The 24,283-nt window shown below is 70.7% G+C and carries 18 protein-coding genes and 1 tRNA gene; 11 read left to right on the top strand and 8 right to left on the bottom strand.

What is annotated here, in order from left to right:
- Positions 1–7 precede the first annotated feature (7 nt).
- Positions 8–517 carry a MarR family winged helix-turn-helix transcriptional regulator gene (locus tag AC4D12_RS05440; RefSeq protein WP_490948905.1) on the bottom strand — a complete coding sequence of 170 codons (510 nt, stop codon included), beginning with the start codon at positions 515–517 and terminating at the stop codon, positions 8–10.
- A gap of 165 nt (positions 518–682) precedes the next feature.
- Here AC4D12_RS05440 and bcp point away from each other — a divergent pair, with 165 nt between their 5' ends.
- The 7 genes from bcp (at position 683) to AC4D12_RS05405 (ending at position 9,963) form a co-directional block, all read left to right on the top strand.
- Positions 683–1,156, top strand: coding sequence for a thioredoxin-dependent thiol peroxidase (gene bcp, locus AC4D12_RS05435; RefSeq protein WP_490948904.1), 474 nt, complete (start codon positions 683–685; stop codon positions 1,154–1,156).
- A gap of 146 nt (positions 1,157–1,302) precedes the next feature.
- A tRNA-Leu gene (locus AC4D12_RS05430) sits at positions 1,303–1,387 on the top strand.
- 368 nt (positions 1,388–1,755) lie between these two features.
- A complete protein-coding gene (locus AC4D12_RS05425) occupies positions 1,756–2,469 on the top strand; it encodes a fasciclin domain-containing protein (protein ID WP_490948903.1) in 714 nt (237 codons plus the stop codon).
- Between the two features lie 217 nt (positions 2,470–2,686).
- Positions 2,687–4,393, top strand: coding sequence for an ABC transporter substrate-binding protein (locus tag AC4D12_RS05420; protein WP_490948902.1), 1,707 nt, complete (start codon positions 2,687–2,689; stop codon positions 4,391–4,393).
- A gap of 161 nt (positions 4,394–4,554) precedes the next feature.
- Positions 4,555–6,039: a malate:quinone oxidoreductase gene (locus AC4D12_RS05415; protein WP_490948901.1), complete on the top strand. Its 1,485-nt coding sequence runs from the start codon at positions 4,555–4,557 to the stop codon at positions 6,037–6,039.
- A gap of 51 nt (positions 6,040–6,090) precedes the next feature.
- A complete protein-coding gene (locus tag AC4D12_RS05410) occupies positions 6,091–9,309 on the top strand; it encodes an efflux RND transporter permease subunit (RefSeq protein WP_490948900.1) in 3,219 nt (1,072 codons plus the stop codon).
- 90 nt (positions 9,310–9,399) lie between these two features.
- A complete protein-coding gene (locus tag AC4D12_RS05405) occupies positions 9,400–9,963 on the top strand; it encodes a MarR family winged helix-turn-helix transcriptional regulator (protein ID WP_490948899.1) in 564 nt (187 codons plus the stop codon).
- 33 nt (positions 9,964–9,996) lie between these two features.
- Here the strand turns inward: AC4D12_RS05405 and AC4D12_RS05400 are convergent, their stop codons facing one another.
- Positions 9,997–10,800, bottom strand: coding sequence for a transglutaminase-like domain-containing protein (locus AC4D12_RS05400; protein WP_490948898.1), 804 nt, complete (start codon positions 10,798–10,800; stop codon positions 9,997–9,999).
- Between the two features lie 164 nt (positions 10,801–10,964).
- On the opposite strand from AC4D12_RS05400, the gene AC4D12_RS05395 reads away from it, so the two are divergent.
- Positions 10,965–11,882, top strand: coding sequence for an oxidoreductase (locus tag AC4D12_RS05395; RefSeq protein ID WP_490948897.1), 918 nt, complete (start codon positions 10,965–10,967; stop codon positions 11,880–11,882).
- Between the two features lie 31 nt (positions 11,883–11,913).
- On the opposite strand, the gene AC4D12_RS05390 is transcribed toward AC4D12_RS05395, so the two are convergent.
- On the bottom strand, positions 11,914–12,741 hold the full coding sequence (locus AC4D12_RS05390) for a hypothetical protein (protein WP_490948896.1): 828 nt from the start codon (positions 12,739–12,741) through the stop codon (positions 11,914–11,916).
- Between the two features lie 255 nt (positions 12,742–12,996).
- Here AC4D12_RS05390 and AC4D12_RS05385 point away from each other — a divergent pair, with 255 nt between their 5' ends.
- A complete protein-coding gene (locus tag AC4D12_RS05385) occupies positions 12,997–13,791 on the top strand; it encodes an alpha/beta fold hydrolase (protein ID WP_490948895.1) in 795 nt (264 codons plus the stop codon).
- A 4-nt stretch (positions 13,792–13,795) separates the two neighbouring features.
- On the opposite strand, the gene AC4D12_RS05380 is transcribed toward AC4D12_RS05385, so the two are convergent.
- From AC4D12_RS05380 to AC4D12_RS05365, 4 genes are all read right to left on the bottom strand, one after another.
- Positions 13,796–15,100, bottom strand: coding sequence for an MFS transporter (locus tag AC4D12_RS05380; RefSeq protein WP_490948894.1), 1,305 nt, complete (start codon positions 15,098–15,100; stop codon positions 13,796–13,798).
- A 202-nt stretch (positions 15,101–15,302) separates the two neighbouring features.
- On the bottom strand, positions 15,303–18,356 hold the full coding sequence (locus AC4D12_RS05375) for an AAA family ATPase (protein WP_490948893.1): 3,054 nt from the start codon (positions 18,354–18,356) through the stop codon (positions 15,303–15,305).
- 7 nt (positions 18,357–18,363) lie between these two features.
- Positions 18,364–19,527 carry an exonuclease SbcCD subunit D gene (locus tag AC4D12_RS05370; RefSeq protein WP_490948892.1) on the bottom strand — a complete coding sequence of 388 codons (1,164 nt, stop codon included), beginning with the start codon at positions 19,525–19,527 and terminating at the stop codon, positions 18,364–18,366.
- 210 nt (positions 19,528–19,737) lie between these two features.
- Positions 19,738–20,868, bottom strand: a complete 1,131-nt coding sequence (locus AC4D12_RS05365; RefSeq protein WP_490948891.1) for an MIP/aquaporin family protein — start codon at positions 20,866–20,868, stop codon at positions 19,738–19,740.
- 166 nt (positions 20,869–21,034) lie between these two features.
- Here AC4D12_RS05365 and AC4D12_RS05360 point away from each other — a divergent pair, with 166 nt between their 5' ends.
- Together AC4D12_RS05360 and AC4D12_RS05355 are read left to right on the top strand one after the other, a co-directional pair.
- The gene (locus AC4D12_RS05360) at positions 21,035–22,132 is read left to right on the top strand and encodes an ADP-ribosylglycohydrolase family protein (protein WP_490948890.1); all 1,098 of its coding nucleotides are present in this window, start codon (positions 21,035–21,037) and stop codon (positions 22,130–22,132) included.
- A 74-nt stretch (positions 22,133–22,206) separates the two neighbouring features.
- The gene (locus AC4D12_RS05355; protein WP_490948889.1) at positions 22,207–23,121 is read left to right on the top strand and encodes an SDR family NAD(P)-dependent oxidoreductase; all 915 of its coding nucleotides are present in this window, start codon (positions 22,207–22,209) and stop codon (positions 23,119–23,121) included.
- 96 nt (positions 23,122–23,217) lie between these two features.
- Here AC4D12_RS05355 and AC4D12_RS05350 read toward each other — a convergent pair whose 3' ends face one another.
- The gene (locus AC4D12_RS05350; protein WP_490948888.1) at positions 23,218–24,210 is read right to left on the bottom strand and encodes an exonuclease domain-containing protein; all 993 of its coding nucleotides are present in this window, start codon (positions 24,208–24,210) and stop codon (positions 23,218–23,220) included.
- Positions 24,211–24,283 lie beyond the last annotated feature (73 nt).

Genomic DNA, 24,283 nt, shown 5'->3' with positions numbered 1-24,283 from the left:
ACGGGCCTCAGCCCGGGATCGGGGCAGCGGGGCCGGACGGGCTCGGGTCACCGAGCGCCGAGCCGGCATCGAGGGCGGCGGCGGTCTGCGGCACGTTCCAGCGAGGGGCGCCGAGCTCCCGGATGACGGTCTGCAGGTGGCTGCGGAGCTCGTCCGAGACCAGCCCGCCGCCCGCCACGAGCGTGCGCTCGATGTTGTCGGCAGCCTCGAGCACCGTGCGGCCCGCAGGCGAGATCGAGACCAGATGTGAACGCCGGTCGAGGTCGTTCCGCACGCGCGTCACGTGGCCGCGGGTCTCCAGGCGCGACAGGGTCTTGCCCATCGTCTGGGCCTGCACACGGACGATCTGCGCGAGCCCCGCCTGTGTCATGGCACCCTGGTCGGCGAGGACGCCGAGGGCGATCACGCCGGCATGCGTCACACCGATGTCGACCAGCCGCTCGTTCCAGGCGTGCTCGACGAGCCGCGCCGCTGTCGTCAGCAGGCGACCGGTGGGCCATTGCTCCAGATCGGGCATGTGTCTGCGCACTTCCTCTCGCTCGGTGACCGGCGCTCGTCGTCGGCTGTGACTTCCCACCTATGATAACTAGGCCTGTCCGTCAAACGTTCCTCCGCGCACGCCCGGGCCTTGACAGGAGGCCCCTCACACGCAAGCGGCCCGCATCACGAACCAGGAGTATTGATGTCGCAACGACTCGTCATCGGCGAAAGTGCCCCCGATTTCACACTGCAGGACTCGGACGGGCGGCCCGTCACGCTGTCAGCCCTGCGAGGGTCGAGTGTGGTGGTGTACTTCTACCCGGCCGCGGCGACCCCCGGGTGCACCACGGAGGCCTGCGATTTCCGCGACAGCCTCGCCTCCCTCAAGGCAGCCGGCTACACCGTCCTCGGGATCTCACCCGATCCGGTGGCGAAACTCGCTCCGTTCGCCGAGAAGGAAGCCCTGAACTTCCCCCTCCTCTCGGACGAGGACCACGCGGTCGCCGATGCCTACGGCGCCTGGGGCGAGAAGAAGAACTACGGGAAGACGTACGAGGGCCTCATCCGCTCGACGGTCGTCGTGGACCCCGAGGGCAACGTCGCTCTCGCCCAGTACAACGTGCGAGCCACGGGCCACGTCGCCAAGCTGCGCCGTGACCTCGGCATAGACGCCTGAATCACCACCAGGAGCAACGCCCGGACCGGCTCCGGACGGCTGTCCGAGAGTCGGCCGGGCGGTAGGAGTTCCCCTCCCGGCCACCACGCCGGCCCTGTCGAGGCCGGGATAGAGTTGGAGGGGTCGCTCGACGGAGCGACACCCACGCGCGAGTGGCGGAATTGGTAGACGCGCTGGATTTAGGTTCCAGTGTCTTCGGACGTAGGGGTTCAAGTCCCCTCTTGCGCACCACCTGTGAACCGTCGGCATGCCCTCCCGACACGACGGTCCGCGAGGACGGCCACCCGGTCGGCCATCTGGTCGGACAGCGCTCGCTCGACCCAGGACAGTAAGCCCCGTCGGACCACGGACCGGCGGGGCTTTCCCCTGTCCTGGCCGTCCTGCGCGACTGATCCGGCCATGGCATATGGGGTATCACCGCAGGTCACGGGCAGGTCACGATCATGGCCCCGCGAATTTCTTTCCGGTGCGACCCATCCATCTTCTACGGACGCCCGAAGTACCCCCGAGACATCGACACGATGTGTTTCACCGCAAGAACCCCCGCACGAACCAGTGACCACAGGCACCCGCCGGGTCTCATTTATGGAGGAATTGTCATGGGCATCACCAAGCGCAGGAATCTTTCGATCCTCGGCATCGCAGCCGTTTCCATGTTCGGCCTCGCGGCCTGCGGCGGCGGCGACGAGCCGGCAGCCGAGGCCACCCCGAGCAGTGCAGCAGAGACCACCGAGGCGACCATGGAGGCAACCGAGGAAGCCAGCATGGCGCCCTCGGCCTCGGCTTCGGCTGACGAGATGATGGACCCCGCCGCGAACCTCGTCGGGCCCGGTTGCGCCGGATACGCCGAGCAGGTCCCCGAGGGCGACGGCTCCGTTGCCGGAATGGCACTCCTGCCCGTCACCGGTGCCGCTGCCGCCAACCCGATCCTGACCCAGCTCACCGCTGCCGTCACGGGTGGCCTGAACCCGGACGTCGACCTGGTCGACACGCTGAACAGCGGCGACTTCACGGTCTTCGCACCCGTCGACGACGCCTTCGCAGCCCTTCCCCCGGAGACGGTCGAGAGCCTGAAGACCGACACCGAGGGCCTCACCAGCATCCTCACGTACCACGTCGTCCCCGGCAAGATCCAGCCGGCCGAGCTCGAGGGCACCACGCAGACCACCGCGCAGGGTGCGACCCTCGAGGTCACCGGTACCGGTGACGCGCTGATGGTCAACGACGCCAACGTCATCTGTGGTGGCGTGCAGACCCAGAACGCCGTCGTGTACCTGATCGACGCCGTCCTGACGCCGCCGGCCGCCGGCTGATCATGAATGACCTCCCTGGTACAAACCTCTAACGTGTTCCAGGGATCACGGACGGACCCCCTCGCCCCTCGGCGAGGGGGTCCGTTCTTGTCTGCGCCGATCCGCGGTGAGCGGCTCATCGAACGCCTCATCACCTAGACTGGAGGCCCGCGCCCCCGGTCCCCTCGGACCGGGACACCAGACGTCCTGAAAGTTCCCACCTGTGAATCCTCCCGCCGTGCACCGTCCCGCCCGCGGCCGGCGTCCAGTGGGCGGCCGTGCAGCAGTGGGTCTGGCCGTCTCGCTGCTCGCCCTCACGGCCTGCACCGCGGGTGAGGTGGCCCCTCCCGCCCCGGCCCCCAGCACGACGCCGGCGGTGGTCGAGCAATCCACCTTCACCTTCGGCACCGCGGCCGACCCCCGCACCCTGGATCCCGCGCTCGCCAGCGACACCGAGTCCTACCGCGTCACCCAGCAGATCCTCGAGGGCCTGGTCGGTGTCGATCCCCTGACGTCCGAGCCCACGCCGCTGCTGGCGGAGTCGTGGGAAGAACAGGACAGCGGGCGCACGTACGAGTTCACGCTGCGCGAGGACGTCGTCTTCCACGACGGGCAGACGTTGGACGCCGCCGCCGTCTGTGCCAACTTCGAGCGGTGGTACACGCTCCCCGAGGAGGCTCGCGTCGGAGCGTCGAAACTGCCGTTCGAGAACGTGTTCAAGGCCTTCTCCGACGACCCGGAACTCTCCCTCTACCGTGGCTGCACCGCGGCGGACGACTACACCGTCGAGCTCCGGCTGGCGACAAGGATCACCGGGCTGATCCCCGCCCTCGCCTCGCCGTCGTTCGCCCTCTCCTCCCCTGCGGCGCTCGCGTCAGGTGCCGCGAACGTCCTGAGCGAGACGCGCGAGGGCATCACGCTCTCGCGCTACGGGCAGGCGCCCGTGGGCACCGGGCCCTTCCGCCTGACGGCCTGGGGAGAGAGCGACGTCGAACTCGCGTCCTTCGACGGGTACTGGGGTGAGCGCGGCGAGGTGGAGCGCGTGATGTTCACCACCATCTCCAGCCCGGAGTCGAGGGCGAGGGCGCTGACGTCGGGGCGGATCGACGGGTACGACTTCGTCGCCGTCGACAGCGCGGTGGATCTCGCACGTAACGGACTGCAGTTCCTGCAGCGCGACCCGTACTCCGTGCTGTACCTGGGCATGAACGAGGACTTCCCGGGGATCGACGACGTCCTGTTCCGGCAGGCAGTCGCCCATGCCATCGACAAGAGTGCCCTGATCGAGGGACGCTTCCTCAACGGCACCGCACCCGCGCGTCACTTCATCCCGGAGAAGCTCGGGGTCGGCGACGGGTCGGTGCCCGACTACGGCTACGACCCCGAACTCGCGCAGGAACTGCTGGCGGAATCCGGGTACGACGGACGGGAACTGCCTTTCTACTACCCGCGGAACGTCTCGCGCGCCTACCTGCCCGCGCCGGAGAAGGCGTACGCCGAGCTGAGCCGCCAGCTGACCGAGGCGGGATTCGTCCTCAAGCCCGTCCCGATCGCCTGGAGCGACGGGTACGTGGCCGCCGTGCAGCAATCGGGCGACCGCGCCTTCCACCTGCTGGGGTGGAGTGGCAGCTACCAGGACCCCGACAACTTCGTGGGCCCCCTCTTCGGCGCGTACGGCGAGGAGTTCGGCTACGAGGACCCGCAGCTGTTCAGCAAGATCAACCGGGCCCGGAGTCTCCCGAACGGCGAGGAGCGCACGGCCGCCTACGCCGACATCAGCTCGCAGATCGCGGACCGTCTCCCGGCGGTGCCGCTCGCCTTCCCGATCTCGGCCCTCGCGATGAGCGCACGCGTCACCTCCTACCCCGTGAGCCCGGTGATGAACGAGGTCTTCAACCGCATCGACCTGGCCGGGGTGGAGCCTCTCCCGGAGCCCTCCGACTGACCCGCAGCTCTCCCGGGACGACGTCCCGACGGGCCGCCCCGGCACGCCGTCGGGCGGTCGCGGGGGATGGCTGCGGTCGACTCCCGGATTTAAGTAAGGTCACTGCCAGCGGCTAGGCTTTGGCTGCTAGGACCTCGCGACTGGAGACAAGGTTGACCGCTATGAGCCAGGGCACCCCCGCTGCAACAACCGACGTCGTCCTCATCGGCGGAGGCATCATGAGCGCCACGCTCGGTGCCTTCCTCCGCCAACTCCAGCCGGAGTGGTCCATCTCGCTCTTCGAGCGGCTGGACGTCGCGGGCCTCGAGAGCTCCGATCCCTGGAACAACGCCGGTACCGGCCACTCCGCCCTGTGCGAGTTGAACTACTCCCCCGCGGGCAAGGACGGCTCGGTGGATCCGGCGAAGGCCGTCGCCATCAATGAGCAGTTCCAGGTCTCGCGCCAGTTCTGGTCCCACATGGTGTCCGAAGGACTGATCGGCGATCCCCGCACCTTCATCAACCCGGTCCCGCACATGAGCTTCGTGTGGGGCCAGGCCAATGCGGAGTACCTGCGACGCCGCTACGAGGCGCTCAGCGCCCAGCCGCTCTTCAGCACCATGGAACACAGCGAGGACCACGACACCATCGCGGGCTGGACGCCCCTGGTCATGGACGGCCGCGCTCGGTCGCAGCCCGTCGCCGCCTCCCGCGTGGCAGGCGGGACCGACGTCGACTTCGGCTCGCTGACGCGCCAGCTCACCACCTACCTCGAGGGGACGGGCGCTGAACTGAACTACGGCTTCGACGTCCTCGACGTCGCCCGAGCGACCGACGGTCGCTGGGACGTGAAGGTCAAGAACACGGCGACCGGCGCCTCGAGCACCGTCACCACGAAGTTCGTCTTCATCGGCGCCGGCGGTGGAGCACTCCACCTCCTGCAGCGCAGCGGCATCCCTGAGGGCCGGGGGTTCGCCGGCTTCCCGGTCTCGGGACAGTTCCTCCGCTGCACCGATCCGGAGATCGTCGGACGCCACAACGCGAAGGTGTACGGCCAGGCGTCGGTGGGCGCGCCGCCCATGTCCGTGCCTCACCTCGACACACGCTTCGTCAAGGGCGAACGCTCCCTCCTGTTCGGCCCCTACGCCGGCTTCTCCACCAAGTTCCTCAAGCGCGGCTCGTACCTCGACCTCCCCACCTCGATCAGGTCGTCGAACCTGGTACCAATGCTGGCGGTCGCCAAGGACAACATGTCGCTGACCAAGTACCTCATCACCGAGGTCCTGAAGAACCGTGACGCGAAGAACGAGGCCCTGACCGATTTCCTGCCGACCGCAGAAGGCGGCACCTGGGAACTGATCTCCGCCGGCCAGCGTGTTCAGGTCATCAAGAAGGCACCGAAGAAGGGCGGGGTGCTGCAGTTCGGCACGGAGGTCATCACGTCCTCGGACGGCACCGTCGGCGCGCTGCTCGGCGCATCACCGGGAGCTTCGACCGCCGCACCCATCATGATCGAGCTCCTCGAGCGCTGTTTCCCGAGCCGCATGTCCGGCTGGGAGCCGAAGCTCAAGGAGATGCTCCCCGGGTACGGCGCGAAACTCAACGAGAACCCGTCACTCGCCGCCGAGGTGCAGTCGCTCACCGATCAGGTCCTCAAACTCACGTAAAGAACGGCGGAGCCAGTCACCGGGCGGCCGTCTGCATCGAAGGCAGGTCTCGTGTTCCGTCTGGCGCATCTCTCCCTGGGCAACCGCGCGCTCATCGCCCTGATCACCGTCTTCGCGTCGGTGTTCGGTGTGATCACCCTCGGGTCGCTCAAGCAGGAGCTCATCCCGTCCCTGGAGTTCCCGCAGATCACGGTGCTCTCGACGGTGCCCGGTGCCTCCCCCGACTACCTGGACCAGCAGGTCAGCGAACCGCTCGAGGCGGCCCTCACGGGCGTGGAGGGGCTCGAGTCGTCGTCCTCGACGTCCCGGACCGGCGTCTCCACCGTCAGCCTCACCTTCGTGTACGGCACCAACCTCGACAGGGCACGGGCGCAGGTGGACCGCGCGATCTCGACGGTGCGGCCGACCCTGCCCGAGGACGTCGAGCCGCAGGCGCTGGCGGGGAGCATCAGCGACCTGCCGATCGTCTTCATGGCGGTGTCCTCGGACCAGCCGCTCAGCGAGCTCAACGGTGATCTCGCGCGGCTGACCGTGCCCCGGCTGCAGAAGATCGAGGGTGTGCGGACGGCCGACATCTCGGGCGGCACCACGCAGCACGTCTCCATCCTCCCGCGACCGGAAGCCCTCGACGCGGCGGGGCTCACGGTCGGTGACCTCACCAGCACGCTCGAGGACAACGGCGCGCTGTTCCCCGTCGGCACCCTGGACGAGGCCCCGCGTTCACTCACCATCCAGGCCGGCAGCCAGGTCGGCTCCCTCGAGGACATCGCCGCGCTCCCCGTCCTGCCGGCGAACCAGGAGGGGCCGCCGTCGGGCCCCGCCCTCACCATCGGCGACGTCGCCGAGGTGGGTCTCGCCGACGACGAGCCCACGTCCATCGCGCGCACCAACGGCGTCGAGACGCTCGCGCTGACGGTGACGAAGGTGCCGGACGCGGACACCGTCGAGATCTCGCAGCAGGTCGTGGCCCTCGTTCCCGAACTCGAGGCGGAACTCGGGAACGGCGCCGACATCACCGTCGTCTTCGACCAGGCGCCCTTCATCGAACGGTCGATCGACGACCTCACCACCGAGGGCGTCCTCGGCCTCGGCTTCGCGGTGCTCATCATCCTCGTGTTCCTGCTCTCGGTCCGGTCCACGCTCGTCACCGCGATCTCGATCCCCCTCTCGCTCCTGATCACGTTCATCGGGCTCTATGCCGCCGGGTACTCGCTGAACCTGCTGACCCTCGGTGCGCTGACCATCGCCATCGGCCGCGTGGTCGACGATTCCATCGTGGTCATCGAGAACATCAAGCGGCATCTCGGCTACGGCGAGGAGAAGCGGGAGGCCATCCTGACCGCCGTCCGCGAGGTCGCCGGAGCCATCACCGCGTCGACCCTCACCACGGTGGCGGTCTTCGCGCCGATCGGCTTCGTCGGCGGTCTCGCCGGCGAGCTCTTCCGTCCGTTCGCCATCACCACGGGTATCGCGCTCCTCGCCTCGCTCGCGGTGTCGCTCACCATCATCCCCGTCCTCGCGTACTGGATCCTGCCGCGCACCGCGACCTCCGGGCGTGGGTCGGCCCGTCACGCCGCCGCGGGTGACGCGTCGTCCCCTAATTCCGTTGCCGCCGACGCAGCCACCTCGGGCGGCACGACTGCGGGCCTTCCCGCCGTCCGGGGTGCGGACGGAGCGCATGCTGCGCCGGCCGGGCGCGAGCGGCTCCCGCTGCTGCAGCGCGGGTACCTGCCCATCCTCACCGTCACGCAGCGGCACCCCGTGATCACGCTGATCAGCGGGCTGATCGTCCTCGGGGCGACGGCGGCGATGGTGCCCTTCCTCCCCACCAACCTGCTCAGCGGTTCGGGTCAGAACAGCTTCACGGTCACGCAGACCCTGGCGCCGGGATCCAGCCTGCAGACCACCGCGGCCGCTGCCGAGCGCACCGAGGACCTCCTCTCCGGAACACCCGAGATCCGTGACGTCCAACTGACGGTGGGCAACGCCGAGGGTGCCTTCGCCGCCCAGTTCTCCGGGGGTGCGTCGGTGGCCACCTTCACCGTCATCACGGACGAGGACGCCGACCAGGACTCCCTTCAGGAGTCGGTGCGCGCGGACCTCGAGGGCCTGCAGGACGCCGGAACCTTCTCCGTCTCGTCGCAGCAGAGTGGCTTCGGGACCTCGAGCACGATCGACGTGGACATCACAGCACCCCTCCCCGAGGACCTCGAGGCAGCGAACACCGCCGTCCTCGACGGCCTCCAGGGAGTCGACGGCGCCGGTGAGATCAGCAGCAACCTCTCGTCCGCGCAGCCCCAGGTGCAGATCGACGTGGACCGCGCGGCGGCCGTCGCCTCGGGGCTGACCGAGGGTCAGATCGCCGGGCTGCTCGGCGGGAGCATCAGTCCCGTCCCCGCCGGGTCCGTCCGCTTCGGGGCCGAGGACTTCCCCGTCCTGATCGGTGAGGGAACGGAGATCACGAGTCTCGACCAGCTGCGGAACCTGCAGATCCCGACGGCGCAGGGGCCCGTTCCCCTCACCGCCGTCGCGTCCGTCGAGGAGGTGCAGGTTCCCCTCACCGTCACAAGTTCCAACGGCGAGCGCACCGCCCAGGTGACCATCACGCCCTCTGGCAACGACCTCGGGACGCTGACGACGGCGGTCACCGAGCGGCTCGAGGGTATTGACCTGCCGCCCGGCGCCATGGCTACGGTGGGCGGCGCGTCGGCGCAGCAGGCAGAGTCCTTCGACCAGCTGTTCCTGGCCCTGTGGGCGGCGGTCGCGATCGTCTACGTGATCATGGTCGCGACCTTCAAGAGTCTCGTCCAACCGCTGATCCTGCTCGTCTCGATCCCGTTCGCGGCCACCGGCGCCATCGCGCTCCTGCTGGTCACGGGCATTCCGCTCGGCCTGCCGTCCCTGATCGGCATGCTGATGCTCGTCGGGATCGTCGTCACCAACGCGATCGTCCTGATCGACCTCATCAACCAGTACAGGCTGCCGCATCAGGGTCGGCCGGGGCTCAAGGTGCCGGACGCCATACGCGAGGGCGCTCGCCAGCGCCTCCGGCCCATCCTCATGACGGCGCTCGCCACGATCTTCGCCCTGACGCCCCTGGCGCTGGGGCTCACCGGCAAGGGCGGCTTCATCTCGCAGCCGCTTGCCGTCGTGGTCATCGGGGGTCTGGTGTCCTCGACGGCGCTGACGCTCGTCCTCGTTCCCGTGCTCTACCGGCTGGTGGAGGGACGCCGGGAGGAGCGCGCCGACCGACGACGTGCCGCTGGCTGACGTCAGGCATCGCGGCACCGACGGGCAGACAATCGGCGTAGACTAGATGCAAAAGTATCGACCTGCGACGACGGAAGGTGGACGGTCGTCATGACGGAGCACCAGACAGTGCATCCCGCACCGCGCGAGGCTCCGCACGTGGCCCCCGCGAGCGCGGGCCACGCACCGACGGATTCCTCTCCCACGCAATCGGCGGGTGGTGCCGCGGCAACCGGAAGGCCCGGGGTGCGGCAGGCCTCGGAGACGTGGGAGTCGCTGTTCCGTGCGCAGGTGGGCGTCATGCGCCGGATCCGCCAGGATCCCGTGTTCCGCGAACTGGCCATCGGCGAGTACGACGTCCTCTTCAACCTGACCCGGTGCCCCACGGGGTGGACGCGCCTCAACGAACTCAATCACCACCTGCTGATCAGCCAGCCGAGCCTCAGTCGGATGGTGGACCGGCTCGAGGCGAAGAACCTCGTGCGGAGGCGACCCGCAGAGGGTGACCACCGTGGCGTCGAGCTCGCGCTGACCGATGAGGGGCGTGCTCTCCAGCGGCGTATCGGCGCCACGCACGTGGTCCGCATCCAGGAGGTGCTGGCGCCCGTGCTCGACGCCGCCGAGATGGAGCAGCTGAAGGCGCTGACCGACAAGATCAACGCGCACCTCGGCTAGCGCGGCCCCGACAGACGACGACTCAGCGCATGGTCAGCGCATGGTCACCGGTTCGCCCGTCCGATCCACCGGCAGGTGATCCACCGTCGCCGTGACGGTCAGTGAGGAGAGCTGCAGAGATCCTCCCACCGTCGAGAGGAAGGCCGTATCCGTCGCGTCCCGGCCGGTGGCGATGCGCAGCATCGAGGCCCGGGGTGCGAGACCCGTCGCATCGACGAGGTGCCACGAGCCGTCGACCCACGCCTCGACGACGGCGTGGAAGTCCATCGGATCGAGACCCGGCGCGTAGACGGACGCGAGCCGCGCCGGGACGTCCCGAGCGCGCAGCAGCGCGATGACGAGGTGCGCGTAGTCGCGGCACACCCCCCGACGGGAGAGCAGCGTGTCCACCGCGCCGTCGGTGAAGCGGGAGGACCCCGGCACGTAGGAGAGCTCGTCGGCCACCCAGTCCCTGACCTGCTGGATGAGCTCGAGCCCCTGGACACCCGGGAACAGGGCGTAGGCCGTCGGCAGCACGACGTCGGATTCGCAGTAGCGGCTGGGGCGCACGTACGTCACGAGATCGACGTCGTCCGTCGGTGGCTGATCGGCGGTCCCCGTGACCACGGCGCGGTAGTGCACGCGGAGTTCCACGGCCCGCGGTGTGTCCACGATGTGCAGCCGGGCGCCGTTCGCGTCGCGGTGCTCGCGCGGCGCGGTCTCGCGACCGTCCACGAGGACGGTCAGGCGCTCGTCGACGTCGTCGTAGTCCTCGGGCCGCGCGACCGCGACAGCGAGGACCGAGCGGGTGCCGGCGATCGTGGTGCCCGTGAGGTCGGCGGTGACGGTGCGTTGCATGTGATCGGCGCTCCTGATGGTCGGCGCCCCTGATCGACGCGTCCGTTGCGCTCCTCCGCAGACCGATCAGGCGTGGATGAGCGAGGTCGTTCCAACTCTATGCTGGGGATCGGACAACACCGGGCGCCGCTCATCCGGCGGCGCAGCAGCAGGAGAGGTATCTCGTGAGCGACTTCACAGCGGACATGATCGGCGACCTGACAGGAAAGCACGCCGTCGTCACCGGCGCCAACAGCGGGCTGGGCCTGCAGACGGCGGTCGCCCTGGCACGCAAGGGAGCCAGGGTGGTACTGGCGTGCCGTGACGAACAGCGGGGGCGGGATGCCGAGCGGCGCGTCCGGTCGCTCGTGGGCGACGACTCCGCCGAGCTGCGCCTGCTGGACCTCGCGAGCCTCACGTCGGTGCGGTCCTTCGCGGCCGGGCTGTCGGATCCGGTGGACATCCTGGTCAACAACGCCGGCGTCATGGCCACCCCGAAGGCCTCGACGGCGGACGGGTTCGAGCTCCAGTTCGGCACCAACCACCTCGGGCACTTCGCCCTGACCGGCCTGCTCCTCCCGCTGCTCCACGCAGCCGGCTCGGCGCGCGTGGTCACGCTCTCCAGCCTCGCCCACAAGCGCGGACGCATCGACTTCGGAGACCTGCAGTCCGAACGGCGGTACCGGCGCTGGGCTGCCTACGGGCAGAGCAAGATCGCGAACCTGTACTTCATGGTCGAGCTCGACCGCCGCGTCCGCGCCGCCGGATGGGATGTCATCTCGACGGCCGCCCATCCCGGCCTCGCGAAGACGAACCTCACAGCGGGCATGAAGACCCCGGTCCTGGACCTCCTGAGCGGCTTCGTCAGCGTCATGGCCCAGTCGGACGCCGCCGGCGCGCTGCCCACCCTCTACGCGGCGACCATGCCCGATGTCCAGGGCGGTGACTACTACGGACCCTCCGGCCCCGGCGAGACCCGCGGCGCTCCACGGCTCGTGGCTCCGGTCCCGCGCGTGCTCGACCGCGACATCGCCGTGAGGCTCTGGAACCGGAGCATGGAGCTCACCGGCGTCGACTACTCGGCGCTGCGACCCGCAGGCTGAACCCACCCGGATCGACGCGGCCGCTCCCCTGTCACTGCGCCGGAGCGGTCGCCAGCTGGAGCGAGCTGATCATCTCGCGGATGGTCGTGAACTCCGGGGTCTCGTAGTAGGCCTCGGCCTCGCCGATGGTGCCGAACGACACCGTCTGCGGCCCCGTGTTCGCGGGTGCCTTGGGTGCGAGCACCTCCAGATCCCCGAAGCTCACGCGCCCCAGCGTCCCACCGCCGTCGACCGTGTTCGTCAGTGAGCACGCCAGTCCGTCGGCGCCGCCCACCTGGTCCGTGACGCCGTAGGCACCGAAGAACCGGAAGCCCGTGATGAGGCGGACCACGAAGCGCGGCTCGATGTCGGTCGATGCCGGAGGGACCTCCGTCAGCGCGAGCGGCTCGCTCCCGATCACGAAGTACTCGGCACGCTGCGCGTCCGGGCAGGGCTCCTCCTGCGTGAGGATGCCCGAGTGGACCTCCGCAACGGTGGCACCCTCGGGAGTCCGGACGGCGTAGTGGAGCGAGTCGGGTGCGTACACGCCTGGCTCGGGCTGCAGGGGCTGGACCACCCAGGCCTCGGGCAGCTCGAAGCTCAGCTGCCGCGAGGGGTCCGAGAACACCTTCCACCCCTCGCGCGCTTCACGGACGGGCACGGTCGGTTCCTCAGCGGTGGGCGTCGCCGCCGGAGCACCGGAGGCCGTCGGCGTACTGTCCGCCTCGGGCTGCCCGCCGCCGGTGCAGCCGGTCAGGAGCAGGGACGCCGCGAGGGCGACGACGGCAAGCCGCGGACGGATGAGGGCGGTCCGCCGGGAACGCACTGCACCACGGCTCCCCGCCGTCGTTCTCGTAGTCGCGCTGATGACCCTGTCCATGGCGTCCCTCCCTCAGCCGTGCCCGGTGCGGCCAGTCTAGGGCGCTACGAGCCGGGCGGTGCCGTGCCGGTCGGCGCGGCGGCCGCGTGCCGTGCGCCAGGTGGAGTCAGGTGGAGTCCGGCGGACCCGACCAAGCCGGCCCAGCCCGGCCGGGCACCTCGGCGTCCCACACCGCCGACGGTTCGGCAGGGCGCAAGGTCCCCGGAACACGAGGGCGCGCCCGTGGTGACCCGGGCGCTCACCTACAGTGTGAGCATGGATCATCACGCAGTGACCGACGTCGAGGGCATCGACCCCCGGCTCACCATCACCCGCAGCGACGCGGCCGCTCCGCTCGAGCTACCTCCGGTGCTCCTGCTGCACGGCTTCGGTTCGTCGTCGCGGAGGAACTGGGTGGACACGGGCTGGGTCCGGGTCCTGAACGAGGCCGGGCGTTCGGTGATCATGATCGATCTTCCGGCGCACGGGGACAGTGCCGCTCCTGGGGATGCAGGGGCATACACGCCCAGCCGGATGCGCGCCGACATCCTGCAGGCCCTGTTCGACGAGCGGGTGGTCCCCCTCCACACGGATCATCCGCGCTCGGGCGTGGATGTCGTGGGGTACTCGCTGGGAGCGCGCCTCGCCTGGGAGTTCGGCGCCACCCAGCCGGAACTGGTCCGTCGCATGGTTCTCGGCGGACCGGGCACCGCCGACCCGCTCGCCACCTTCGATCTCGAGGGCGCCGAGCGCTCCATCGCCGGCGGCCCGCCACCGTCCGACCCGACGACCGCGGATCTTCTCCGCATGGCGCGCGCGGTTCCGGACAACGACCTGCCGTCCCTGCTCGCCATGGCCTCCGCCGTCGGGACGGAACCCTTCGACCCGGAGGCGGCCGTACCCCGCATGCCCGTCCTGCTGGTCGCGGGCGACGACGACGACTACGCGGGAGGCATCGACGATCTTGCGCGGTGGTCCGGCGCGGACGTTCTGAGGATCCCGGGCCGCAACCACGCGAGCACGATCACGGCGCGCAGCTTCAAGGACGCCGCGGTCACGTTCCTGGGCTGAGCGGCTACGGACGACGGCGGAGGACCGCCGCGGACACGACGCCGAGCACCAGCAGCACCACCGATGCCGCCGCCGGCACCACCGCTGCGGCGCCGGCAGCCGCCGATTCCGCCAGTGTCCCGGCGACGGCGGAGCCGATCGCCGTACCCGTGACGATCCCGCTCGCGAGCAGGGTCATGACCGTCCCGAGACGATGAGCGGGAGCGACGTCCGCGCCGATCGAGAAGATCGTGACCATGGTGGGGCCCACGAAGACACCGAGGACGAACAGCACCAGCAACATCGACACGATGGTCGCCGGGAGGGCGAGTGCTGTGGCGGCCAGGACCATACCCGCGGCCGACGCCGTCCACCTGCCCGCATGCGCGAAGCGCGGCGACCAGTAGGCGACGGACAACGCTGCGACAGCCGAGCTGAGGCCCATCACGGCATACAGGAGCCCGGACGTCTCGGCGGCGCCGAACTCACCCGCGAAAGCGGTGAGGAAGGTCTGGGTGGAGCCGAAGAACGTCCCGATCGCGATCATCCCGAGGACGGGGAGCAGCACGAGTGCGGTGGTGCTCGACGGCCCGTCCGACGACGCGTCCTCACCGTCCGCGGTATGGGTATCGGGTGAACCGGCGGGGACGTTCTCCGCCGGCGACGGCGTCCTCGCACGCTGCGACGCGGCGTCGCTCTCGGCCACGGTGCGGTGGACGGCGAACGCCGTCACGAGGGTGATGGTCAGGGCGGCGGCCAGGGCGAGGGGCAGCCACGGCGCGATGAGGCTGGCGAGAAGGCCGACCAGCGCGGGGCCGAGCACGAACGTGAGCTCGTCCGCCGTGCCCTCGTACGAGAGTGCGGTGTCGAGATCCGACCTCGGCCCGCGCTGCGTCATCGCCATCCAGCGAACACGTGCGAGCGGCCCGATCTGCGGGCAGGTGAAACCGACGGCGAAGGAGGCGACCAGCACGACGGCGAGGGCGCTGCCGCTGAAGTCGTCGACGAGGAGCGCGGCGGCGAGGAGCGCGAGCGTGACCGCCGTGTTCAGCACCGCGGAGACGAGGAGGACGATCCGCTGGCCGCGCCTGTCGGCGAGGAAGCCGAGCAGCGGCGCACCGAGCGCGGAGCCGACGCCGACGGCGCCGGCCGCGAAGCCTCCCGCGGCGTAGGACGAGCTCTGGGTGGTCACGAGGGTCAGGGCTCCGACCGTGAGCATCGCCAACGGTAGCCGTGCGAAGAGGCCGATGACGAGGAAGGAGCGCCCTGCGAGCCGCGGGAGGACGCCGAACCTGCCGAGACGCGATCGTCTCTCGGAGCTCGTGTCCATGCGGCTGGCGGCGCTGCTCTTGGCGCTGCTATCGAGTCTGGCGCGAGGGGCCGACGTCGGCTGGGCGGTCGAACTCGAGGTGACCGCGTCGGGACTGTGTGACGTTGCCGCCGGGGAAGAGGAAGATCGCATGTGCTTTCCGGGTGCTTGGATCGCGCATCGTCCCCCCTCCCGATGCGCCCAACCCGTCAACACGCCGATTTTACACGCTGACGGGCTGCTCCACGAAGTGCAGTGTCGAGCCCTGCCGACCCTTCACGACCTGCAGCTGGGCACCGACGCGCTGCTTCAGTTCCGGGACGTGACTGACGAGGCCCACCACGCGCCCACCGCTCCTCAACCCTTCGAGTGCGTCCATGACCTGTTCGAGCGCCTGGTCGTCGAGCGACCCGAACCCCTCGTCGACGAAGAGCGTCTCGATGTCGAGGCCGCCCGATTCCTGCTGCACCACATCGGCGAGGCCGAGCGCGAGGGCGAGAGAGGCCATGAAGGACTCCCCTCCGGACAGCGTCGCCGTGTCACGGCGGTTGCCCGTCCACCCGTCGATCACGTTCAGCCCGAGCCCCGACCGCCTGTTCCCCGACGTGGCATCGCTGTGCACCAGCGCGTACCGACCGTCCGACATCTGCAGCAGTCTCTCCGTGGCTGCAGCCGCGACCTGTTCGAGCCGGGAGGCGAGGACGTAGGTGGCCAGCGGCATCTTGTACAGGTTCTCCCCTCCCCCGCGCGCCGTCTCGGCCAGGCCCGTGATCATCCGGGCGCGCGAGCGCAGCGGTCCGGCCACGGCCTCCAGTTCCGCCAGCCGCCGCGCGTACGTCCTGAGCTGCGTCACCGACTGGGCGAGGACTTCCGCGCCGATACCCGCCGTGTGCGCCCGCGCCCGCAGTGATTCCGCCTCGGTGCGTGCCCGGGCCTCGTCGTCATCCGTGGGGGCAGGAACGCCGCTTTGCTCCTCCCGCAGGCTCTCCTGGACCACGGCCTCCGACCACGCGGCCTCGAGCCGGTGGCCCTGCGCTTCATGGTCCTTGACGAGGGTGGTCAGGTGGATCCGCTCGGTCTCGGGGAGCAGCGCGCCCCGCGCCGCGTCCCCGGTGGCGAACGCCGTGTCCTTCAGTGCGTCCTGCAATCGGTGCCGACTGCGCGTCAGGGCGTCCTGGGCCCCGAGGAGTGCGTCCAGCGCGCTGCGGGCGGCATCGAGATCGGCGGCGGCGGACTCCACCGCCTCCAGCCGTGCCGAGAGGGACGGCGCGTCCCGCTGCAGCTCTGCGAGGCGGTCCACGAGTGAGGCCTCCTGCTCGAGCCAGGAGACACGACGGGACGCCACGGTGGACTGTTCGTCGCGCAGGGCCTCCCGGGTAGCCAAGGAGGCGTCCTCCTCCCGCACCATCTGCTCGATCTGCCGGTCCAGCGATCGGATACGCACTTCCGCGGCGTGCGCGCCGTCCACCGCTCCCCTGGCGGTGCGCGTCCGCGCGGCGGCCTCCTGCCTGCCGACGGCGCCGCCCCGGGCTCCGAGATCTGCGACCTCGAGGCGCGTCGCGTCCCGCAGGTCACGCACCTCGTGCAGTGCCTCCTCGGCGGCGGCCTGGACGTCCCGTGCGGACTGTTCCTCATCGAGCGTGATGCGTCCGGTTCCTCCTGAGGAGGCGGGCCGGGGGTGGTCGATGCTGCCGCACACCGCGCAGGGCTGGCCCGGCTGGAGCCGATCGGCGAGTTCGACGGCCGCTTCCTCGAGCCGCCGCTGCAGCAGCGCGAGCCAGTGCTCCTTCAGCTCGAGGAACCGTGCCGCAGCGTCACGGTGCGTGTCCTCCGTCGTGTCGAGCCGCCGTCGGGCGTCCTCGTACTGCACGACGAGGGCTTCCGCCGCCTCCGCGGCCGTGAGTTCGGCGCGCAGGTGTTCGATCCCCTCGGCCGCCACGCGGGCGGCGGCGAGGTCACGAGTGGCGGCAGTCCGGGCGGTCCTAAGCCGCTCGAGCTCGACGTCGATCTCGATCGTCCGGTCGGCGATCTGCACGAGCCGTGCGTCGGCCGTGGAGAGTTCGGAGCGGAGGGCGAGGAGCCGCTCCTCGTCCGGGAGAGCAGCGCGCAGCATAGTGAGCGCCGCGGTGGCTGCCGCGCACGCGGTCGTGAGCACGGAGCCCGACTGCTCGGTCGGTGCTTGCGCGTCGCCCCCCATGAAGGCGGACACCACGGCATTCTGCCCGAGACGAGCGACGGCGAGCCGGTGGGACCCGGTAGCCTCGTCGGCGGTAGCCCGCGCCTCGTCCTCCAGGTGGAGCAGTGTGGACAGGCCGAGCGCCTCGTCGTGACGCCGGAGGAGCTCCGTGGCCGGCCCGACATCGTTCCCGAGTGCCTCGTGCTCGGCGCGCTGGCGCTGCAGGCGCTGCAGGGCATCCCGGCGCTCGCGTCGTCGCCGGAGCGCGCTCAGGGCGCCGTCGGCGAGCGCGCTCCGCTCGGCCAGATCAGTACTCTGTGCCTCCGCGGCCTCCCGCCGTTCCGCCAGCGCCTCGGTGAGCGTCTGCACCGCCCCGGCACGATCGCTCACCGTCTCCGGGTCCACGCCGAGCTCGAGGGCCGCGACGTCATGGCGCTCCGCCTCCTCGACGGCCCTGAGCAGGAGGTTGCGCTGGCGTTCCTCGTGCTCCGACACCTCCCGCGCCGCACGGTGACCCTGCTCGGTGAGGTGGCTCTCGAGGTCCTCGAAGCGCGCCGTCGAGAACAGGCGCTGGAGGAGCTCCCGGCGTGGCTTCGCGTCGGCACGGAGGAAGGCGGCGAACTCGCCCTGCGGCAGCATGACGACCTTCGTGAACTGATCCTTGTCCATCCCCAGCAGGGTCTGCAGTTCCAACCCCGCCTCGTCGTTCCGAGCCGATTTCCGCACCCACTCGCCCGCCACGTACTCGCTCAGGAGGGTCCGTGCCTGCTCACTCGTCGTTCCGCCGCCGCGCTTCGCGGGCCGCTCCCAGGAGGGCGAGCGCACCACGCGGTAGCGGCGGCCCCCCGCCGAGAACTCCAGGGAGACCTCCGGCGCGACCCCATCCGCGGCATGGTCGCTGCGGAGCCTCTTGGCGGCGTGCCTGGCACCCGGCACCGAACCGTAGAGGGCGAAGCAGACGGCGTCGAGCACGCTGGACTTGCCCGCTCCCGTGGGGCCGTTGAGGAGGAAGAGTCCCTGACTCGAGAGCACGTCGAAATCGACGCTCTGCCTGTCCGCGAAGGGACCGAACGCCTGGATCTCGAGACGGTGGAGTCGCATGCCGCTTCTACCTCTCGTGCGCGAGGCTCAGGACGGCGTCGACCGCGGACCGGATGACGGTCTCCTCCTCCTCGGAGGTGGTGCGCCCCCTGACGTGATCGAGGAATCCGCAGCAGATCTCGGCATCATCGCGTGCTTCGGCGATGCGCTGACTGTAGGTGCGCTGGTCCTCGCGCGCGCCGCCCTCGGGCGCGAACGCGAGGACGAGGGTATCGGGGAAACGCGTGCGCAACCGCTCCATGGCTCGTGCCGGCCGCTCCGCATCCGTGAGCGTGACATGGCAGTACGCGGATTCCGCCCAGGCGAGGTCCTCGCGCGCCAGGAGGTCCTCCAGCGCTCCGCTGATCACCGCCAGCTCACGGGGCGCGGGCCAGTCGACGCTCAGGATCTCACCGATGCCGTCCGCGGTGACGTCGAGCAGCCAGGCGCCCTTGTTCTGCCGTGCCTCCGAGAACGAGTACGCGAGGGGCGACCCGGAGTACCGCACCGTCTCGGACAGTTTCTGCTTGCCGTGCAGGTGCCCGAGTGCGCTGTAGTCGAAGCCGTCGAAGAGGCCGAGCGGCACCGATCCGAGGCCCCCGATGGCGAGATCGCGCTCGCTGTCCGTGCTCGCGCCCCCGGCGGCGAAGGTGTGGGCCATGACGATCGAGACGACCCGACCCTCCGTGCTCCGGCGGGCGATGTCCTCGCGCACCCTGGCGAGCGCGGCTCGCGTGACCGCGGTGTGCGTCCCCGCTTCCGCCTCGAGCGCTCCGGCCACGACGCGCGGCTCGAGGTAGGGGATGCCGTAGACCGCGAGATGGGTGTCCTCACCCAGCGGCTCGATGACGGGTGTGCCGATGTCCTCGAGGCGCGTGCGCAGGTGGACCCCGCCCCGCGCGAGGATGCGCCCACCGAAACCGAGCCTCGTGGCCGAGTCGTGGTTGCCGCTTGTCACGACCACCTGGGCACCGGCGACCGTGAGCCGCTCCAGCGCGTCGTCGAAGAGAGCGACGACGTCCACGGCGGGAAGCGCCCGATCGTAGACGTCACCCGCGACGAGGACGAGCCGCACGCCCTCCTCCCGCACCGTCTTCTCGAGGTTGTCGATGAAGATCCGCTGGGCGTCGAGGGTGCCTGTGCCGTGGAAGGAACGGCCCAGGTGCCAGTCGGACGTGTGCAGGATCTTCATGATTTTCACGCTACCGCTGCTCTCCGACATTCGACGCCCGAGCTCGCGGCGAGCCCCGTTCAAGACCTCGGCGGGCCCTTCCAGTCCACCATCGAGGCGCCCCGCAGGGCATCCCGGCACCCGCACGGGTCGGTCCGGCGACCCGCCGGCCGAGGGACCGGATGGAGGACCCGGACGGGGAGCACGGGCAGGAGACGGCAGCCCACCCGGTCAGCGGCGGGGATCCTCCGGGGCATCGTCGAAGAAGGCCGCGGCATCGTCGCCACGATCATCCGAGAGGCCGGGACGGGGCGAGGCTGCGGATCCGTCGACAGCACGTCCCGCCTGCTGCTCGTCCACTCGATCGGCCGGTGCCGCGGGCCACGGGTAGGCGGCAGAACCGGGCCCGGCAGACAGGCGCCCGGCGTCCGTGTCCATGATCGACACGCCCGTGCTAGCAGGCGTCGGCCCGGGCGCAGCATCGGTCGCGAGGGCTCCCGGTGCGCCGGTCGTCGCGCCGTCGCGCATCGCGCCGTCGGACGTCCCGGCATCGGGCGAACCGGCATGGGGCGAACCGACGGAACGGTAGGCGAGCCCGGCGACGAGCGCGCCGACCACGGGCGCTGCCCAGAAGAGCCACAGCTGCTCGATCGCCCACGGCTCGGCGAACACCGCGGACGCCGTCGAGCGCGCCGGGTTGAGGCCGCCGTTCGTGACGGGAAGCAGGAAGGTGAGGAGACCGGCGTAGGCCAGCCCGACGGCGAAGGGCGCGAGGTCGCGCCGGGCGCGGGCTGACCCGGCGCCGAGGAACACCGCGACGAGGAGCGCCGTCGCGACCACCTCGAGGAGGAAGGCGCTGGCGAGCGGGAACTGGATCGGCGAGTGCTCCGCGAACCCGTTGGACGCGGTGCTGAAGAACACGCGGATGTCGGTGAGCTGCGGGTTCGCGCTCAACACGAGCCACACGAGTCCTGAGGCGGCCACCGCACCGAGGAGCTGCGCGAGGACGTAGAGGCCCGCGTCCTTGGCCGACGTGCGACCGGCCACGAGGGACCCCAGCGTGATCGCCGGGTTGAAGTGTCCACCCGAGACGTAACCGAACGCGATCATCGCGGCGACGACGGCGAGCCCGAAGACGAGCGTAGGTTCCAGCGCCGTGTCGGACGCGGTGATGGTGGCTCCGAGACCGGCCACGATCACGAGGAAGGACCCGACGCCCTCCGCGAGGGACCGGGCCGCGACCCCACTGCGGTGGGGTGAGGAGTTCGAGGCGGCAGGATACTGCTCGGCAGCGGCCCGGGCGGCCTGCTCCCGAGGGGCGGAGGGGCGCGGTGGCGCGGACGACGACGGGTGGTCGGTCATGGTGAGGAGTCCTTCGGTTGGCGTCGGGAGATCTGGCCCGGCAGTGTGGCGTCCGTGAGGGCCGCCGACAAGCGTTCCATCGTAGTCTGCACGGTAGCTGGGCGCCGTGCGCACGCGCCCGCTCAGGCCGCGCGTACGGATCCCTGTGCCTCCCTAGACTGGACGCGTGACAATCACCCCCTCCCCGTCCTATGAAGACCGCGTCCTCGGCTGCCTGCTGGGCACCGCCGCGGGTGACGCCTTCGGTGTCCTCCACTCCGCCGGCGATGATCCGCGCGCCGCGTTCACGGACCCGGCCTCCGCCGTCGTCACCGACGCCACGCAGCTCACGCTCTCCACCGTCGACGCCCTGACGGAGGCTTTGGAGTGGGCCAACGACGGCATCGCGGCGGACGAGATCGCCTGCGTGTGGCTCGCGTACCTGCGGTGGCTGACGCGACAGGGCGAGCACCTGCCCAGCAATCTGCCGGTGCAGCCCGGCCGGTGGCTGGACCGGCAGGAGGACCTCCTGGTGGTGGACCGACCGGACGAGGACACGGTCCGGGCCCTCCTGACGGGCGAGATGGGAACCCGGGCCCGGCCGCTGAACCCGCTCGCGACCGGCCCCGGAGCGCTGATGCGCTCGGCACCGTTCGGCCTGGTACCGCGCATCCCCGACTCGATGGTGGAGCGGCTCACGTTCGACGCCGCGGCGCTGACGCACGGTTCGGCCGCCGCCAAGGGGGCGGCCGCGCGCTACAGCAGCCTCATCCGTTCCCTCGTCGTCGAGCATCGCGACCTCCTGGCGGCCCTCGAGGCTGACCGTGGCGTCGAACAGCGCCTCGCCGCAGCGGCGCACGACGGCGACGCCCGCCCCCGGCGCGCAGGGCACCCGAACGGTGTCGCCGCCGGAGCAGGCGGCGAGGACCCGGCGCTGGTCGGGGCCACGCACGAGGACGCACCCCGCACCGCGAGCGGGAGCATGGCCGTGGGCGCCCCGGGCAGCACCACGGCGGACGCGACCCTCGACGCCGCACTCCAGGCCGTGGCGGAGACGGCGCATGCCGTGTCCCCCCGGGACCACCTCGACGCCGCCCTCGCGCACGCGGCGGACGCGGGTCGGCCCGACGCCGCCGGTGGCGTTGCAGCGTCGCTGGCCGGTGGGATCATCGGGGCGCTGCACGGCACGGCCGCCCTCCCTCCCGCGTACCTCTCCGCGGAGGGTCTCACCGGCGTCGTGCGCACCGTGGCGCAGTCGTTGATCGCCGCGACCACGGGCAGCTGACCCGCGACGCGGCGCCCGGTCGCGCCCGCGTCGGCGGACATCCGACGGTGAGAACGACCGTCTACGCTGATCCCATGTGGAACCCGGAGGCGCTCCCCGATCTCTCGCAGCACAGGGTGATGGTCACCGGCGGCAACGCCGGTCTCGGCTACTTCGCCTGCGAGCAGCTCGCCGCGGCGGGGGCCGCCGTCGTCATGGCCTCGCGGAGCGAGGACAAGGCGATGCGTGCCATCGCCGCCATCCGTGGGAGGTACCCGGATGCCGACGTCGCCTTCCAGCCCCTGGATCTCGCGGACCTGACGTCCGTGCGAGCGGCGGCGGAGGCCGTGGCCGCGGGCCTACCGCTGACCGCTCTCCTCGCCAATGCCGGCGTGGTCGGGTCCCCGGCACGTCGAACGACGGCGGACGGGTTCGAGCTGCAGTTCGGGACGAACCACCTGGGGCATTACGCGCTGATCGCACTCCTGCTGCCCGCGCTCTCCACGGCGGGCGCGCGGATCGTGCACCTCGGGAGCATCAGCCACCGGTGGGCCCGGTTGACGCCCTCGAGCCTCCAGCCCGCCGGGTACCGCAATGCGCGCGCCTACGCGACGTCGAAGCTCGCCGTCATGGCCTTCGGGTTCGAGCTCGCGCGGCGGCTCGATCTCACGCTGAGCCCGGCCACGAGCGTCGTGGCGCACCCCGGCTTCGCGCTCCGGATGTTCACCCCCGAGCGGCCGGGCGTCGACGCGCACAGCGAGGCCGCGCCGTGGCGGAGGAGCATCATGCGGCACGTGGCGCAGGGGAAGGACGCGGGCGCCTGGCCGCTCGTGCGCGCGGCGGTCGACCGCAACATCCCGAAATGCGCGTACTGCGGACCGGACGGATGGTTCCAGCTCGCAGGGCAGCCCGCCCTGGTAAATGCCGAGCCGCGTGCCCGGGAGAGCAACGCCGCGTCGCGCCTGATCGATCTCTCCGCAGGATTGACGGGCATCGAGCTGCGCCTCTGACGGGTATATCGGCCAAGCCGGTCATCCGCCTCTTCAGCGCCTGAACTGCTCCTGCAACTCCTGCTCCGCTGCGGAACTGCTCCCGCACAGGTGTGGCTACTGGCTCCCGACGGGCCAGCGCCCGCCCGTCATCTGCAGGAACTCCGCCTCGGAGAGCACCTCGATGGACTGCCCGCGCTCGTGCAGTTCCAGGACACGCCGCGCCTTGCCGGTCACGCGCCCGTTCCGCAGGTCCGAGGCGACGAACCCGTCGCCGACCACGAGTACCGTGGTGCGGCGCGTGACGGCGCTCGCCGGCTGGGCCCCGAGCCTCGCCGCCCGTTCCTTCGCGAGCGGCCGCGAGATCCCCAGGTTGCCCGTGAACACCACGGTCTGCCCGTACAGCGGATGCCGTGGGTCCGCCTGCGCGTTGGCGTGCGGGTTGGCGCCCTCCTCCGGCCAGCCGCCCCACCCCGCCGGCGTCGTCCGCTGCTGCAGGGCGTTGCGCGTGGCCTTGGAGAAGTCGTCGACGCCGGGGGCGTACGGCTCCGCGCGGGAGAGTGCGAGGTCGTGGCGGCCGAGCACCTCCTCGACGGTCACGGCCTCGTTCCGCCGGGCGATGTCGATCATGATGCCCGCGCACGCCCGGGCGTCCTCCACGGCGTCGTGATGGTTGACGAGCGGCACGCCGGCGGCCTCGGCCACGAAGGGCAGGGAGTAGGACGGCAGCAAGTAGCTCTTCCGCGACAGCATGACGGTGCAGGCGTACTCCCAGGCGGGGCCGGCGAGCGCGGACACCTCGAGGGCGGACCGGATCACACCGAGGTCGAACGCCGCGTTGTGGGCCACGATCACGTCGGAGCCGATGAAGCCCCCGATCTCGGGGAAAAGCTCCCCGAAGCGGGGCTCGTCCGCCACCATGCCCGAGGTGATGCCGTGGATGGCGATGTTGCGTGCATCGAAGTGGTCGTGCCCGGCGGGTGGGCGCATCAACCACGAGGCCTCCTCGACCACGCGGCCGTTGCGCACCTTCGTGAGACCTACCGCACAGGGAGACCCGCGGAAGCCGTTGGCCGTCTCGAAGTCGATGGCCGTGAACGCGATTCCCACGTCCATGAGTTTACCGCCGCCCTCCCCCACTTCCCGTTCATGCAACGTTCACTCCCGGCGCGGCGCGTCCGGG

Source organism: Arthrobacter sp. TJ-266 (assembly GCF_058269115.1).
This window is presented reverse-complemented; position numbering and strand designations above follow the sequence as displayed.

Bases quoted from the DNA above. Each gene is read 5' to 3' on its own strand.
- AC4D12_RS05390 (WP_490948896.1), bottom strand. From the start codon at position 12,741: ATGGACAGGGTCATCAGCGCGACTACGAGAACGACGGCGGGGAGCCGT.
- AC4D12_RS05415 (WP_490948901.1), top strand. From the start codon at position 4,555: ATGAGCCAGGGCACCCCCGCTGCAACAACCGACGTCGTCCTCATCGGC.
- AC4D12_RS05425 (WP_490948903.1), top strand. From the start codon at position 1,756: ATGGGCATCACCAAGCGCAGGAATCTTTCGATCCTCGGCATCGCAGCC.
- AC4D12_RS05365 (WP_490948891.1), bottom strand. From the start codon at position 20,868: ATGACCGACCACCCGTCGTCGTCCGCGCCACCGCGCCCCTCCGCCCCT.
- AC4D12_RS05400 (WP_490948898.1), bottom strand. From the start codon at position 10,800: ATGCAACGCACCGTCACCGCCGACCTCACGGGCACCACGATCGCCGGC.
- AC4D12_RS05355 (WP_490948889.1), top strand. From the start codon at position 22,207: ATGTGGAACCCGGAGGCGCTCCCCGATCTCTCGCAGCACAGGGTGATG.
- AC4D12_RS05370 (WP_490948892.1), bottom strand. From the start codon at position 19,527: ATGAAGATCCTGCACACGTCCGACTGGCACCTGGGCCGTTCCTTCCAC.
- AC4D12_RS05375 (WP_490948893.1), bottom strand. From the start codon at position 18,356: ATGCGACTCCACCGTCTCGAGATCCAGGCGTTCGGTCCCTTCGCGGAC.
- AC4D12_RS05385 (WP_490948895.1), top strand. From the start codon at position 12,997: ATGGATCATCACGCAGTGACCGACGTCGAGGGCATCGACCCCCGGCTC.
- AC4D12_RS05440 (WP_490948905.1), bottom strand. From the start codon at position 517: ATGCCCGATCTGGAGCAATGGCCCACCGGTCGCCTGCTGACGACAGCG.
- AC4D12_RS05380 (WP_490948894.1), bottom strand. From the start codon at position 15,100: ATGGACACGAGCTCCGAGAGACGATCGCGTCTCGGCAGGTTCGGCGTC.
- bcp (WP_490948904.1), top strand. From the start codon at position 683: ATGTCGCAACGACTCGTCATCGGCGAAAGTGCCCCCGATTTCACACTG.
- AC4D12_RS05405 (WP_490948899.1), top strand. From the start codon at position 9,400: ATGACGGAGCACCAGACAGTGCATCCCGCACCGCGCGAGGCTCCGCAC.